The 13,873-nt window shown below is 68.3% G+C and carries 13 protein-coding genes; 3 read left to right on the top strand and 10 right to left on the bottom strand.

Annotation, left to right across the window (positions count from 1 at the left end):
• Positions 1–27 precede the first annotated feature (27 nt).
• Positions 28–1,161 (bottom strand): trans-sulfuration enzyme family protein, encoded by a 1,134-nt coding sequence (locus ACYX7E_RS17180; protein ID WP_462081822.1) that lies wholly within the window; start codon positions 1,159–1,161, stop codon positions 28–30.
• A 136-nt stretch (positions 1,162–1,297) separates the two neighbouring features.
• On the opposite strand from ACYX7E_RS17180, the gene ACYX7E_RS17175 reads away from it, so the two are divergent.
• Positions 1,298–1,735 (top strand): VOC family protein, encoded by a 438-nt coding sequence (locus ACYX7E_RS17175; protein ID WP_462081821.1) that lies wholly within the window; start codon positions 1,298–1,300, stop codon positions 1,733–1,735.
• 126 nt (positions 1,736–1,861) lie between these two features.
• Positions 1,862–3,073, top strand: coding sequence for an acetylornithine transaminase (locus ACYX7E_RS17170; RefSeq protein WP_462081872.1), 1,212 nt, complete (start codon positions 1,862–1,864; stop codon positions 3,071–3,073).
• Between the two features lie 105 nt (positions 3,074–3,178).
• On the opposite strand, the gene ACYX7E_RS17165 is transcribed toward ACYX7E_RS17170, so the two are convergent.
• The 7 genes from ACYX7E_RS17165 to thiE form a co-directional block, all read right to left on the bottom strand.
• Positions 3,179–5,083, bottom strand: coding sequence for a serine hydrolase domain-containing protein (locus ACYX7E_RS17165; RefSeq protein ID WP_462081820.1), 1,905 nt, complete (start codon positions 5,081–5,083; stop codon positions 3,179–3,181).
• Complete coding sequence (locus ACYX7E_RS17160; RefSeq protein WP_462081819.1) at positions 5,080–6,429, bottom strand: sensor histidine kinase; 1,350 nt, start codon at positions 6,427–6,429, stop codon at positions 5,080–5,082. The genes ACYX7E_RS17165 and ACYX7E_RS17160 overlap by 4 nt, the downstream gene beginning before the upstream one ends.
• Positions 6,426–7,157 (bottom strand): response regulator transcription factor, encoded by a 732-nt coding sequence (locus tag ACYX7E_RS17155; protein ID WP_462081871.1) that lies wholly within the window; start codon positions 7,155–7,157, stop codon positions 6,426–6,428. Before ACYX7E_RS17155 ends, ACYX7E_RS17160 begins: the two co-directional genes overlap by 4 nt.
• A gap of 2 nt (positions 7,158–7,159) precedes the next feature.
• Positions 7,160–8,290: a type 1 glutamine amidotransferase domain-containing protein gene (locus tag ACYX7E_RS17150; protein ID WP_462081818.1), complete on the bottom strand. Its 1,131-nt coding sequence runs from the start codon at positions 8,288–8,290 to the stop codon at positions 7,160–7,162.
• Positions 8,291–9,250: 960 nt separating this feature from the next.
• A complete protein-coding gene (locus tag ACYX7E_RS17145; protein WP_462081817.1) occupies positions 9,251–9,898 on the bottom strand; it encodes an HAD family hydrolase in 648 nt (215 codons plus the stop codon).
• Between the two features lie 62 nt (positions 9,899–9,960).
• On the bottom strand, positions 9,961–11,262 hold the full coding sequence (hemL, locus tag ACYX7E_RS17140) for a glutamate-1-semialdehyde 2,1-aminomutase (protein WP_462081816.1): 1,302 nt from the start codon (positions 11,260–11,262) through the stop codon (positions 9,961–9,963).
• A gap of 95 nt (positions 11,263–11,357) precedes the next feature.
• Positions 11,358–12,008 carry a thiamine phosphate synthase gene (gene thiE, locus ACYX7E_RS17135; RefSeq protein WP_462081870.1) on the bottom strand — a complete coding sequence of 217 codons (651 nt, stop codon included), beginning with the start codon at positions 12,006–12,008 and terminating at the stop codon, positions 11,358–11,360.
• A 141-nt stretch (positions 12,009–12,149) separates the two neighbouring features.
• Between thiE and ACYX7E_RS17130 the strand changes: the two genes are divergently transcribed.
• Positions 12,150–12,341 carry a rubredoxin gene (locus tag ACYX7E_RS17130; protein ID WP_462081869.1) on the top strand — a complete coding sequence of 64 codons (192 nt, stop codon included), beginning with the start codon at positions 12,150–12,152 and terminating at the stop codon, positions 12,339–12,341.
• Positions 12,342–12,400: 59 nt separating this feature from the next.
• On the opposite strand, the gene ACYX7E_RS17125 is transcribed toward ACYX7E_RS17130, so the two are convergent.
• Positions 12,401–13,246 carry a SirB1 family protein gene (locus ACYX7E_RS17125; RefSeq protein WP_462081815.1) on the bottom strand — a complete coding sequence of 282 codons (846 nt, stop codon included), beginning with the start codon at positions 13,244–13,246 and terminating at the stop codon, positions 12,401–12,403.
• Positions 13,247–13,299: 53 nt separating this feature from the next.
• Positions 13,300–13,752: a DUF192 domain-containing protein gene (locus tag ACYX7E_RS17120; RefSeq protein ID WP_462081814.1), complete on the bottom strand. Its 453-nt coding sequence runs from the start codon at positions 13,750–13,752 to the stop codon at positions 13,300–13,302.
• Between the last annotated feature and the right edge of the window lie 121 nt (positions 13,753–13,873).

Genomic DNA, 13,873 nt, shown 5'->3' with positions numbered 1-13,873 from the left:
CCTGCGGCCAACCGCGCTTGCAGGCTCTCAGCCCAGCGCCTGCGCCAGGTCGTCGATCAAGTCCTGCACGTTCTCCAGTCCGATGGACAGTCGCAACAGTCCCTGCGGCGACATGACCCGCGGCGACTCGATCGACGCGCGGTGCTCGACCAGCGATTCGGTCGAGCCCAGCGAGGTCGCGTTGATGAACAGTTTCAGCCGCGACGCGGTCTGCAAGGCGGCCGCGCTGCCGCCCGGCACTTCGAACGACAGGGTGCCGCCGAAACCGCCGCGCATCTGGCGTACCGCGACCGCATGCAGCGGATGCGAGGCCAGGCCGGGATAGTGCACGCGCTCGACCGCGGCATGTCCGGCCAGGAAACCGGCGACCGCCAGCGCGCTTTCGCTCTGGCGCTGCACGCGGACCGGCAGGGTGCGCAGGCCGCGCATCACCAGCCAGGCCGAGAACGGCGACGCGGTGGCGCCGACGCTGCGGCGCAGGTCGTCGCAGGCGGCGGAAAAGTCGTCGTTGGCCGCGAACACCAGCACGCCGCCCATGACATCGCCATGGCCGCCGAGGTACTTGGTGGCCGAGTGCAGCACGATGTCGGCGCCCAGCGTCAGCGGCTGCTGCAGCACCGGCGTGGCGAAGGTGCTGTCGACCAGCAGGCGTGCGCCGGCCGCATGCGCGATGTCGGCCAATGCTGGCAGGTCGCAGATCTTCAGCAGCGGGTTCGATGGCGTTTCCGCCCACAGCAGGCGGGTGTCGGGGCTGATCGCCGCACGCACGGCATCGAGGTCGCTCATGTCGACGACGCGATGGCGCACGCCCCACTGCGTCAGCCACTTCTCGCAGATCGCGCGATAGCCGAAATAGGTATCGCTGGAGATCAGCAGCTCGCTGCCCGGCGGCAGCGCCTGCATCGCGGTCGCGCCCGCGGCCATGCCGGTGGCGTAGAACTGCGCGCTGGCGCCGGCATCGAGCGTGGCCAGGATAGTCTCCAGCTGCTGCTGGTTGGGGTTGTCGTAGCGCTGGTACAGATAGCCCAGTGGCGACTGCGCGTCGGGCGTGTGCTCGAATGTCGTCGACAGCTGCAGTGCCGGCGTCAGTGCGCCATTGACCGGGTCGGGCTGGATGCCGGCATGGGCGGCGAGGGTATCGAAATGCAGCGGACGGACCATGGACACGAGCCGGTGACGTGGGAAGCGCGATAATGCCATCACATCGCGGGCCCGCGCCCGCATCGGGCCGTGATGCCGGAGCCCGCCGGCCGCTCCTGCGTCCGCCCCCCTTCCGTCATAGATCAGGTGACCGACCATGAAATACCTGCACGCGATGATCCGCGTCCACGACCTCGACAGTACCAGCCGCTTCTTCACCGAAGGCCTTGGCCTGCAGCAGACGCGGCGCATCGACAGCGAGGCCGGCCGTTTTTCGCTGGTGTACTTCGGCGCGCCGGCCAATCCCGAAGCCGAGATCGAGCTGACGCTGAACTGGCCGCCGCTGGACGGCTCGCCCGGCGAGGACTATGGCAACGCCCGCAATTTCGGCCACCTCGCCTTCGAGGTCGACGACATCCATGCGACCTGCGCGCACCTGCAGTCGCTGGGCATCACCATCAACCGGCCGCCGCGCGATGGCCGCATGGCCTTCGTGAAGACGCCCGACGAGATTTCGATCGAGCTGCTGCAGAAGGGCGCCGCGCTGACCCCGGTCGAGCCCTGGCTGTCGATGCCCAATACCGGCGACTGGTGAGCTGCGGCGTGCTGCGGGCGGCACGCGGCGCACGACTGTAGAATCGCCAGCCTGCCCCGCAACCCACAGGACGCCATCGTGTCATCGCCCGTGCCACCCATCGCGCCATCGCCGGCCGCCGCCGATCTGCTCGCCCTGGGCGACAGCAGTTACCTGCCGGTGTATCGCCCGCGCCAGCTGATCCTGGCCCGTGGCCAGGGTTCGCGGGTCTGGGACGATGGCGGCCGCGAGTTCATCGACCTGTCGGCGGGCATCGCCGTCAGCGGCCTCGGCCACAACCATCCCGAGCTGGTCGCGGCGCTGACCGAGCAGGCCGGCAAGCTGTGGCACACCAGCAACGTGTTCTACAGCGAGCCGCCGCTGCGGCTGGCGCAGGAACTGGTCGCGGCCTCGCGCTTCGCCGAACGTGTGTTCCTGTGCAACTCCGGTGCCGAAGCCAACGAAGCGGCGATCAAGCTGATCCGCAAGTGGGCGACCGCGCAGGGGCGCGAGCCCTCGCGCCGGGTCATCGTGACCTTTCGCGGCAGCTTCCATGGCCGCACGCTGGCCACGGTCGCCGCGACCGCGCAGCCCAAGTACCAGGCTGGCTACGAGCCCTTGCCCGGTGGGTTCCGCTATGTCGATTTCAACGACGCCACCCAGCTGGAAGTCGCGATGGCCGGCGGCGATGTCGCTGCGGTGCTGGTCGAGCCGATCCAGGGCGAGGGCGGCGTGATGCCGGCGGCCTCGGGTTTCCTGCGCCGCGTGCGCGAACTCTGCGACCACCATGGCGCGCTGCTCGCGTTCGACGAGATCCAGACCGGCATGGGCCGCACCGGTACCCTGTTCGCGCACTGGCAGGACGAAGTCGTCCCCGACATCGTGACCCTGGCCAAGGCGCTGGGCGGTGGTTTCCCGATCGGCGCGATGCTGGCTGGCCCCAAGGTGGCGCAGGCGATGCAGTTCGGCGACCACGGCACCACGTTCGGCGGCAACCCGTTGGCCGCTGCCGTCGCCCGCACCGCATTGCGCCTGCTGTCGTCGACCGCGATCGCCAGCAACGTCAGCCGCCAGTCGGCGGCGTTGCGTGCCGGCCTCGACGCGCTCGACCACGAACTCGGCCTGTTCTCGACCGTGCGCGGTCGCGGGCTGATGCTGGGCGCTGTGCTGCGTCCGGAATTCGCCGGGGGCGCGTCGGCCATCCTCGACTACGCCGCTGCCCATGGCCTGCTGATGCTGCAGGCCGGTCCTGACGTGCTGCGCTTCGTGCCCGCGCTGAACATCACCGATGAGGAAGTCGCCACCGGCCTGCAACGCCTTGGAGACGCCTTGCGCGACTTCGTGGCCAATCGCGGCTGATGGCCCGCCTCGCGCGCTGCTGTCCTGCAACCTGCCGGACAGCCGCGCGCGCTCCGATCAAGCTGCGGTCGCGTGCTTGGGACAGCCGGAGGTGTGTGTGGCGAATCAATGCCACAGACGGAAGGGCAACATGCCCCAGGCGACCAGCACCAGCAGGCACTGCAGTGCCGCCAGCAACGCCAGCGCGTCGCGGTACACTCCCGGTCGTCGCGACGCGTGCGCGCACATCCCCATCCCAAACAGGAGGGCGAGCGGCAGCAATCCAGTGACCGCTGCGAGCAGCACGCTGGCAACGGTCCTGTCGCCGAGCGCGAGTACCGGCTGGGCCAGGAAGAACGACAGCGGCAGCAGCAAGGCGAGCGTCGCGAGCCACGGGGCGAACAGGGCGTCCGCAGTCCCAAGTCGGCCGCGTAGCCGTCGCGCTGTGCCGACCGCCAGCACATAGCCCAACCCCAAGACGCCGGCCAGCAGGCTGGACCACAGCAGCACGATGCGGTGGGTCTCGATCCGGATCAGGGTCTGCAGCCCGTTGCTGACGACACGTTCGCCGGTTGTCCAGGTCAGCAGGACATGCGAGGCCTGGCGGCGATATCTGGCGCGGAACAGGTGGCCGCCCAGCGGTTGCAACTGGACGCGCTTGGACTGCAATGATGCGATGTGCAGCCGGGTGCCATCCCATTGGATGCGGCTGACCCCGAGCACCGTGTCGATCCATGCGAAGGGCCGCATCGACAGTGGTTGCGGCACGTAGAACCCTTGCCAGTCCGCGATGTCGCCGGATGCCTCGCCGTCTTCCGCCGGCCGCGTTCCGGCGATGCCCAGCGAGCGGATCAGCAGGGCATGGAAACGCTCGTAGTCGGCGGTCTCGCTGTCGGCATTGAACGCGATGAAGAAGGCTTTGTCTTCGCGCGGAAACAGGCACAGCATCGCCATGAAGCCGATGGTGTTGCCGGGATGGCATTCCGCGGACACGCCGTGCCGGTCGCGTCCTGCCAGCAGCAGCCCATGGCCGATGCGGAGCCCGGCCTCGGCGGCCTCGGTCCGGCCGGGTGAGGTCGTGGCGGATGAGGTCATGTCGGGTGAAGTCATGGCCTGCAGCAACTCCGGATCGATGAAGTCGTGTCCGTCGACGCGGCCATCTCCCATCAGGAAGCGCGAGAACGTGGCCATGTCGCGGGCGGTGGTCGTGAACTGCGCGGCCGGCCGCAGATGGAGTGCGATGGCCGCCTGCGGCCTGCCGTCCTCGAAGTGGCCCATGGCCAGCCGATCGTCGGCATCGGGGCCGGTCTGCGCGGTGTAGGCGAACGTACTGTCCGTCATCGCCAAGGGACGCAACAGGTGGGCATCCAGATAGTGTTCGTAGCGCTGGCCGGTGACCGACTCGATGACCATGCCGAGCAGGCTGTAGCCCAGGTTCGAGTAGCGGAAACGCGCGCCCGGCCGCGCCTGGACGCGAAGCACCGACGGGTCGCGCGTGAACAGCCGCGACAACGGCGCATCGGCATCGGCCTGCAGGCTGAAGAACTGCCACATGCGCAGGTTCTCGAGCCCTGCGGTGTGTGCGAGCAGGTGACGCACGCGGATCGGGTCGCTTGCCTCCCAGGGATTGTCGAATGCCAGCGATGGCAGCAGCGACGCGACCGGCGTGTCCAGCGACAGTCGGCCCTCGCTGATCAACCGCAGGACGCCTGCGCCCAGCACGACCTTGGCGACAGAGCCGACATGGACGCGGGTGTCGCCGGTCATCGCACGCCCGGTCTGGCCATCGGCGACGCCGGCCGCGGCCACGTCCACGGCGCCATCCTGGTCGATCGTCGACCAGACCGCGCCGACCAGGCCTTCTTCGGGCAATGCCTGCGCGATCTGTTGCTGGTGTGCCGACGATTCCTGTGCCGAGGCGGACGCGGATGCGGGCAGGACGAGCGGACACGCCAGCACGGCCACCATCATCCCTGCCAGCACCATCGTGCGCTTGCGGCCGGATCGCCGCGTTGCTCGAGACAGGCTCACGTCGCAGGGCCCGGACTCGGGTCGAGTGCAAGGCTTGCGACCGTCGTGGCCACGGCGGGCCCGCGGGCACGGTCAGTCCCGTCAGACCCGGTCAGGGTCTCGATCTCCAGGTCGATGTCGTGGCGTTCGCACAAGCGGCGGACGATCGCGAGTCCAAGTCCGAAGCCCGCACTGGACGCGCCCCTGACATGCGGTTCGAAGTCGGCATCGCGGATCGCGCCGCCGGGATTGGCGATGCGCAGGCGGCCATGTTCGACGTCGATGCGGATACGCCCGCGGGGCGTATGCGCGAATGCATTGCCGACCAGGTTCGACAGCAGGATATGCAGGACGGGCGACGGGACCGTCAGCCTTGCATCGCCGGGGACCTCTGCGTCGACGTCCACCGGCCGGCCGTTGATCAGCGCGGCCTGTTCGACGATGACGCGTTCGAGGACGGGCAGGATCGCAACCGCGGTCGCGGTCCCGGCCTGCCGCTCTTCGCGCGCCAGCGCCAGCAGCGTCGTCACGGTCTGCTCGAGCTGCCAGGCCGATTGCCGGACATGCTCCAGGTACTGCCGGCCGGCGGCGCTGAGCGAGGTTTCGCAGGCCAGTTGTTCGCAGGCGCCACGGATCACCGCGAGCGGCGTCCGCAATTCATGGCTGGCGTCGCGCGTGAACTCGCGTTCGCGTGCAATGAAATCGTCGACACGCCCGATCAGGGATTCGAGCGCATGCGCCAGTAGCCCGACTTCATCGTTGGGAAAGTCCGCTGCAAAGGACGTCGGCAGCCGCGTGGGATGTGAACGGTCGACCAGCGACGCCAGCCGCGACAGCGGGGCCGCGGTGCGTTGCGCAAGCCAGCCGCCCAGCAGCAATGCCAGCGCAACGACCGCGGCGCCCGACCATGCCAGCCACTGGAAGAGCGCAGCGCGCCGTGGCCGTATGACGAGTTCTTCGCTGACCTCGGCGACCAGCCATGCAGGCCCGTCCTGCGCCGTGGCGTCCGCCGGGCCCTGCGCGTCCGTGGCCGTGAGCGGCCGCAGGTGATAGTGGTGCCCCTGGGCGCCGCCGAACTCGCGACGCTGCGGTTCCGCCGCAAGCCGCGCCGACAGGTCTTCGGGCAGCGCGCTGGCGTCGGCAATCACGGTGATGAAGGGCTCGTGGGGCTGGGCCCATTGTCCGGTGCGCGCATGGTGCTGCTGTTGCGCCTGCGCCTCGCGGTCGAGGATGCGGGTGAAGAACAGGTCCTCGACCGAATAGGCGAACATCGCGACGTAGAGTCCGAACAGTGTGGCGACCACGATCGTGAATCCGGCGAAGGCCAGCATCAGTCGATTGCGCAGATGGCGACGATGTCCATTCATGCGCGCGCGTTCCCCGGGGACGATGTTGCATCGGAGGCCGGCTGATCCGACTCCAGCCGGAAGCCGACCCCATGCACGGTTTTCAGCATCGGCACGTCGAAGGGTCGGTCCAGTGCCTGTCGCAGCAGGTACAGATGCGACCGCAGAGGATCGGAAGCGGGCGCCTGCTCCCCCCACAGGCGCTGGATCAGTTCACTGCGTGTCAGGGTGCGCGGCCAGGCTTCGGCCAGCGAGACCAGGATCTGCAGGCTGGTCTGGTGCAGGTGCAGCGGCATCCCATGGCGTGTAGCTTCGCCGCGACGGCGGTCGATGCACAGAGATCCGATCTGCAGCAGGTGCTTCTCCCCGACACGGTGGCGCTGGGCGAGCGCGAGGCAGCGCGCCGCCAGCTCGGCGCCGGCGAACGGCTTGACCAGATAGTCGTCCGCGCCATGCTCGAAGCCCCTGAGCTTGTCGTCGAGGGTGTCCCGCGCAGTCAGCATCAGGATGGGGACATGGCGGTCGGACTGTGCACGCAATCGCGCGCAGACCTGCAGGCCATCCAGTCCGGGCAGGTTGAGGTCCAGCACCAGGATGTCGGGTGGATCGGCCAGCGCAAGCTGCAGTCCGATCCTGCCATCGGCCGCGAAGTCGACAAGGTGGCCCTGTGCCGTCAGCAGTGCAGCCATGCTGGCCTGCAGCGCGAGGTTGTCCTCGACGACCAGGATGCGGAGACATTCACGGATCATGCTCAACCGTCGATCTGCTGCAGGAGCTGCCTAGCTTCTGTCATCTCCGGCTTGGCTTCCAGCAAGGCCGCCAGGATCTCGCGCGCGCGGCGGTTGTCTCCCAACCGGTGGTGGGCCTCGGCGCGTGCCAGTTTCAGCTCCGGTGCTTCCATGTAGGGGGCGGCCAGTTCCATCACCGACAGGGCGTCGCCGATCTGTTCGGCCGTTGTCGCAGCCTTCAACTGATAGAAGCCGAGGATGCCGATCAGTTCGACGTGATAGTCCGCCTTGTGCTCGGCCAGTATCGCTGCAGCCCCGGTATCGCCTTCCAGCCGGCGCTGGACCAGTGCCATCGTGCGCTCGTCCCGCCAGGGGGCGCGAGCCACGGGGACTCGACCGGTCGCACGAACCACTGCTTCCGCCACCGCGGTGGTGGAGTAGGGGTTCTGCCCGGTGATCAGGCGGTCGTCGACGACCAGTTTGGGCATCATCAGCGGGGCTTCCTGCCAGCGTGCGCCACGTTCGCGCAGTGCGTCTTCGAGCAGCCAGGGAAACTCCTTGGCCCATGTCTTGCCGAACAGCGCTTCTTCCTCGTTGCTGAAGCCTGTCATCGCGCGGCCGGCGACCAGCCATTCGCCGTTGCCAAGACGCACATCGGCCAGGGCGGCAGGGCCATGGCAGACCGCGGCGACGATGCCACCCTGGTCATGGATGCGTGCCAGCAGGTTGCGCAGGGCGGCATCCTTGGGCAGGTCGAACATCGCGCCCTTGCCGCCGACGATGTAGATGGCGGCATAGTCGCGTGCGTCGAGGTCGCGCAGGGCTCGGGTGTTGGCCAATGTGTCCATGGCATTGGCATCTGCCAGGAACGCGGCGTTGAAGGGTTCTTCGGGGTTGTAGCGGTCGGCTTCCACGGGGCCGCCTTGTGGGCTGGCGACATCGACGTCCAGGCCGTTGTCGCGGAAGATCAGCCAGGCCTGAGACAGTTCGTCGAATTCGTAGCCGGGGCGCGTGCGGCCCTGGTCGCGTCCTTCACCGCTGACGACGATCAGGACGCGGTCTGCGGCGTGGGCCTGGGCCAACAATACGCAGGACAACAGTGCAGCAGACAGGCGCAGCGTCCATGACCGCAAGACGAAGCTCGGCATTCGCATCGGAACAAACTCCAGAATGGGGCAGAGCCTGGAGTCTGGAAGACAGATGTGAAACGGAGTTCAATTGCCGCGTTGCCGTTTGTGGGTCTGGGGTTGGCGCGATCCCGGCCGAGGTGAAGCCCTGATGTCCGATGGGCCGAGGTCTTCGATGGCGGGCATGCGTCGATAACCTGCCGACGCCGCAATCGTGATGCCCGCTTTAGATCCGACCTCAGTGATGCGGCTTTGAGGCCTTTTCTCGCGCGTCAGTACAAACAGGCACTATTGTCGGCGTCGGACGCTGCGTCCCCCGTTCAAGGATTGCTCCTGGGCTCGGTCAGCCCGTGCCGCTACGCGGCCCGGTCCGGCCCGACGCAGCACGCCGGGCGTTCGCATGGGCTGCGCGGCAGTGCCACGCAAGCAGCACCTGCTCACCCTTGGCTGACTCGCCGCCGCGGGCCATTCATGGCCCGCTCTCCGCAATCCCCGGCCGAGGCGACGCACTGGTGTTGGATGGGCCGATGTCTTCGATGGTGGGAATGCGTCGATAACCTGCCGACGCCGTAATCGTGACGCTCGCGGCAGTGGCGGGGCGGGCGGAGGTTGCGCCAAGCACGCCATGGATGGCGTGCGCCCGAGTCAGGGCAGGATGCCCTGACCGAGGGAAAAGCAGCCGCAGCCCGGCACGCTGCCGCAAACCCGACACTCGCGATCCGGAAAAAAAGCCCTGGCAGATGCCGGGGTGCGACATCTCCGCACTACCAGTCCTGCGGTCAGAAGCGGAAATCCGCACTGAGCAAGTACGCGCGCGGCGGTCCCAGGAACACGCGCTTCGTCGGCCACCTTCCGGACGTGGCGTAGCTCGTTGGCGATGTTATCCACGCTCAGGCGAAGCGAACGTTGTCATTGAACCGACCGAACGCCATCAAGCTACCGATCATGTAACCAGCAAATTGCCGTCCGCCTGCGATCCGCCGTGGGTCAGCGCAGTCCGTGGGCCTGCAGTGCCCGCGTCAGCGTGGCGGCGTTGGTGACCTGCTCGGCACGGAGGCCGGCCGTGCGTGCGGCTTGGACATTCTGGAAGACGTCGTCGACGAACAGCACTTGGCCCGCCTCGACGCCGAAGTGCGCGACCGCGAGCTGGAAAATGCGCGGGTCGGGCTTGCGCACCGCCAGCGCCCCCGAGCACAAGACGTGTCCTTGCAGCGCCGGATACAGCGGCGCGACGATCGTGCGGGCGGCGTCGGCCAGCAGTGCACCATTGTTGGTCAGCACGCCGATCGGCATCTGCTGCGCGATGTCGACGGCGAGTGCGAGCACGCCCTCATCAGCGACGCTGCCGGCCACGCGCGCCGCGATCCAGGTGGCGCGATCGACGGTGGCGCCGAGGCCGGCACCCAGGCGGGCCAGGTAGGTGTCGGTATCGATCAGGCCGCTGTCGTACTCGGTTTCCAGCCCGGATTCGAACAGGACCGCCGCGACCCGTGCCGCGGACGCGCCGGTGGCGTCGGCCAGCGATGCGATCCGCAGGCCGTGATCGTAATGTGCCAGCACATGGTCGAAATCGAACAGCACCAGCGCGATGCCGGTCTGGCGGGTGCTGCCACGATGGCCGTCCCGCTGGATCATGCGACGGTCAGGTGCTGGTCGGTCCGGGGCAGGCCGTGGAGCATGTCCGGGTCCTCTCTCGATCAGGCCTGGTGCGCGGCAACGACCGCGAACGCCTCGCGCGCGGCCGCCAGCGTGCGCGCGATCACCGCCTCGTCGTGCGCGCTGGACATGAAGCCGGCTTCGAACGCCGACGGTGCCAGAAACACGCCGCGTTCCAGCATCGCGTGGAAGAAGCGGTTGAAGGCGGCGGTATCGCAGGCCACGGCCTGGGCGTAAGTGTCGATGTAGGGTTCGCTGCTGAAGAACAACCCGAACATCGCGCCGACGCGCGTCGTCGAGAACGGCACGCCGGCGTCGCGCGCGGCCGCTTCCAGTCCATCGCACAGCGCATGCGTGCTGGCTTCGAGGCGGGCATGGAAGTCCGGTGCCTGGACCAGCGTCAGCATCGCCAGGCCTGCGGCCATGGCCAGCGGATTGCCGCTTAGGGTACCGGCCTGGTAGATCGGGCCAGCGGGGGCGATCTGCTGCATCAGGTCGCGGCGCCCGCCATAGGCGCCGACCGGCATGCCGCCACCGATGATCTTGCCGAACGTGCTCAGGTCGGGCGTGACGCCATAGCGGGCCTGGGCGCCGCCCAGCGCGACGCGGAAGCCGGTCATCACTTCGTCGAAGATCAGCACGGTGCCGTGGCGCGTGCACAGCTCGCGCAGGTGCTGCAGGTAGCCCTCGCGCGGTGGCAGGCAGTTCGCGTTGCCGACCACGGGTTCGATGATCAGTCCGGCGATGTCGTCGCCGGCTTCATCGAACAGTTTGGTGGCGGCATCGAAATCGTTGTACGGCAGCGTCAGCGTCAGGTCCGCCAGCGCCTTGGGCACGCCGGGCGAATTCGGCACGCCGAACGTCAGCGCGCCGCTGCCGGCCTTGACCAGGAACGAATCGCCGTGGCCGTGGTAGCAGCCCTCGAACTTGACGATGCGCGTGCGTCCGGTCGCACCGCGCGCCAGCCGGATCGCCGACAGCGTGGCTTCGGTGCCGGAATTGACCATCCGCACCATCTCGCAGGACGGGATCAGGCGGGTGATCGTCTCGGCCATCGTGACCTCGGCCGGGCAAGGCGCACCGAACGACAGGCCATCGCCGATGACGCGCTTGACCGCCTGGCGCACGTCGGGATGGTTATGGCCGACGATCATCGGGCCCCACGAGCCGACGTAGTCGACGTACTGGTTGTCGTCGACGTCGTAGAGATACGCGCCGTCCGCGCGCTGTACGAAGAACGGCTCGCCACCGACCGACTTGAAGGCGCGCACGGGGGAATTGACGCCGCCGGGCAGCAGCTCGCGGGCACGGGAGAACAGGGCTTGGGATTTGTCGTGGTTCATCTGCGGGATCTGAGGGGCTTGGGAGCGCGCTGGCGCGCTGGGCGGGGAGCGGAGCGGCCCGAAGGCATTCCGTGCGGGAGTGCGATGGGTGTTGGCTAGGCCTGGGCCGGCGGGAGAAAGCAGGCCAGATAGGTGCGCGCCGCGGCAACGGGATCGGGTGCATCGAAGACACCGCTGATCACCGCCAGCAGGTCGGCGCCGGCGCTCACCAGCGGGGCGGCATTGTCCGGCGTGATGCCGCCGATCGCCACGCGCGGCAGTCCGAGTGCGGCGCTGTCGGCCAGCAGACCGAGGTCGGCGCGACGGGCGAGCGGTTTGGTCGGCGACGGGAAGAACGCGCCGAACGCTACGTAGCTGGCGCCGGCGGAGGCGGCCGATCGTGCCAAGGCAGCGTCGCCATAACAGGAGGCCCCCAGGATGGCATCCTCGCCCAGACGGGCGCGTGCGAGCCGCAGGTCGCCGTCGTGCTCGCCCACGTGCGCGCCATCCGCGCCGACGTCGCCGGCCAGCGCCCAGTCATCGTTGAGCAGCAGCGGAACACCCGCGGCGCGGCACAGCGTCAGCAGCGCCGTGGCCTGCTGCCGTTGCAGGACGGGGGACGCCGCCTTGTTGCGGTACTGCAGCCAGGCCGCAAACGGCAACAGGGGGGCGACGCGGGCCAGCAGCGCCGGGGTGTCGGCGATATCGGGGGTGATCAGATACAGGCCACGCGGGCGTGCATGCGGGGAGGTGGTTGGGCTCACGATGTCGGCAGCGGTGCCTGGAGGGATGCATCGGCGATTGTGGCATGTCGCCGTCGCAGCCCCGACGCATCCGGGCCGTCGGTTCCTCGCAGGCGGGCAGCGTGGGACAATGGCGCGCCTGTTTGACGACCCTGGTCCACCGATATGAATGCTGCAGCGACCCAGACCGGATTCCGCACGTGGATGTGCGTGGTCTGCGGCTTCCTCTATGACGAGGCCGTGGGCCTGCCGGAAGAAGGCATTGCCGCCGGCACGCGCTGGGAGGATGTGCCGGAGACCTGGACCTGCCCGGATTGCGGGGTCACCAAGGACGACTTCGAGATGATCGTCGTCTGAGGTCGGGCCGACGCTGTCGGGGCGTTGCGGTGGCACCACGCACGCCGGCCCTGGCAGGATCAGTTCAGCCGGCTCGCACCGGATCCGGTCCCGATCAGGTGTTCGCGGATCGTCGCGATGTCGTCTGCGTCGGGATGGCGCAGCAGGTAGCGCGACAGATCCTGGCGGGCGCCCGAGACGTGCCCCAGTTGCAGGTAGGCCAGACCGCGGTCGCGCAGCGCGTCGGGGTTTTCGGGCGACAGCTTCAACAGCCGGTCGGCGCAGCGGACCGTGCGGCCCCAGTCCTGCTGGTCGGTATAGACGCCCTGCAGGTTGCGCAGCATCCGCGTCAGGATGGCCCGGTGCGAGGCCGGATGCAGGATTTGGTGCAGCGCCTCGTCGTCCGGCGCGTCGCCGCCCAGGTGCGGACGTGCGCGCTGGCGCAGTTCGTCGACATCCAGCGGGCGCCCACGGTTGAACGGGTCCATGACCAGGACGCCGTCGTCGATCGGCAGGCGGACCAGAAAGTGGCCGGGGAACGACACGCCGTCCAGCGGGATCCCGAGCCTGCGCGCGACCTCGATCTGCACCATCGCCAGAGAAATCGGGTTGCCGAGCCGCCGCTCCAGCACGTCGTTGACGTAGCTGTTGCGGGGGTCGTAGTACTCGTCATGGTTGCCGGCATAGCCGAGCTCATCGAAGAGGTGGCGATTGATCGCCTGCATTTTCAGCGCCCAGTGCTCGATCGCATTGACTTCGACACGCAGGTGGTCGGTGTGCTGGCTCAGCAGCGCGTCGCAGCGGGCAAGGTCGAGTTCCGGATATTCGTCGCGCGCGATCAGCAGGGCGACATCGAGCAGCGGCAGCGACGCGTCCTCGATCGTCGCCAGGGCGCTCCAGTCGGGCAGCGTGTCGGAATCGATCATGGCCACAGACTGCTCCGGCCCGCGGCCGGGTGCAAGCCTGCGCGGGCAGAGGCTCAGCGAGCGTTCTGCAGATCCGGCGAAACCTTCAGCTCCTCGCCGTCCTTCAGGCCAATCGCCTGGGCCTGGCCGGCATTGAGCTCGAGTACGTAGAGGGCCGGCGCGTTGCTCGGATAGGGCGGACAGGCATTGCCCGCCGAGCACGGCGGCACGTCGCGCTGCTGCGACACCAGCTTGCGCTGGGCGTCGAAGTACAGGATGTCCAGCGCGATCCGGGTGTTCTTCATCCAGTAGGCCTGCGGCTCCTCGCTGTCATGGATGAAGAGCATGCCCTGCGACGACGGCATGCTGTCGCGGAACATCAGCCCGCGGGCGCGCGACGCGTCGTCGGCCGCTACTTCCACCGTATAGCGGTGGCCCGCCAGTTCGACCCAGGCGCCGTCCGCGCTGGCGCAGCCGGCAAGGCTGGTGAGCACGGTCGCGGCAAGCAGCATCAGCAGGGATCGCATCGGATGGGTTCCTTCAGGTGTCGTGGGGCTGGAGTGGATCCGCGCAGAAATCGGGCGGGATGGCGTGAAAGGCACATTCGATCAGGCCATGAACGCCGTCAAGCGAACAATTTTCACATTC

The sequence above is a fragment of the Luteimonas sp. RIT-PG2_3 genome (assembly GCF_054902115.1).
This window is presented reverse-complemented; position numbering and strand designations above follow the sequence as displayed.

Excerpts from the sequence above, each read along its gene's own strand:
- ACYX7E_RS17120 (WP_462081814.1), bottom strand. The coding sequence starts at position 13,752 with ATGCGATCCCTGCTGATGCTGCTTGCCGCGACCGTGCTCACCAGCCTT.
- ACYX7E_RS17155 (WP_462081871.1), bottom strand. The coding sequence starts at position 7,157 with ATGATCCGTGAATGTCTCCGCATCCTGGTCGTCGAGGACAACCTCGCG.
- ACYX7E_RS17180 (WP_462081822.1), bottom strand. The coding sequence starts at position 1,161 with ATGGTCCGTCCGCTGCATTTCGATACCCTCGCCGCCCATGCCGGCATC.
- ACYX7E_RS17175 (WP_462081821.1), top strand. The coding sequence starts at position 1,298 with ATGAAATACCTGCACGCGATGATCCGCGTCCACGACCTCGACAGTACC.
- ACYX7E_RS17150 (WP_462081818.1), bottom strand. The coding sequence starts at position 8,290 with ATGCGAATGCCGAGCTTCGTCTTGCGGTCATGGACGCTGCGCCTGTCT.
- ACYX7E_RS17145 (WP_462081817.1), bottom strand. The coding sequence starts at position 9,898 with ATGATCCAGCGGGACGGCCATCGTGGCAGCACCCGCCAGACCGGCATC.
- ACYX7E_RS17130 (WP_462081869.1), top strand. The coding sequence starts at position 12,150 with ATGAATGCTGCAGCGACCCAGACCGGATTCCGCACGTGGATGTGCGTG.
- ACYX7E_RS17160 (WP_462081819.1), bottom strand. The coding sequence starts at position 6,429 with ATGAATGGACATCGTCGCCATCTGCGCAATCGACTGATGCTGGCCTTC.
- ACYX7E_RS17125 (WP_462081815.1), bottom strand. The coding sequence starts at position 13,246 with ATGATCGATTCCGACACGCTGCCCGACTGGAGCGCCCTGGCGACGATC.
- hemL (WP_462081816.1), bottom strand. The coding sequence starts at position 11,262 with ATGAACCACGACAAATCCCAAGCCCTGTTCTCCCGTGCCCGCGAGCTG.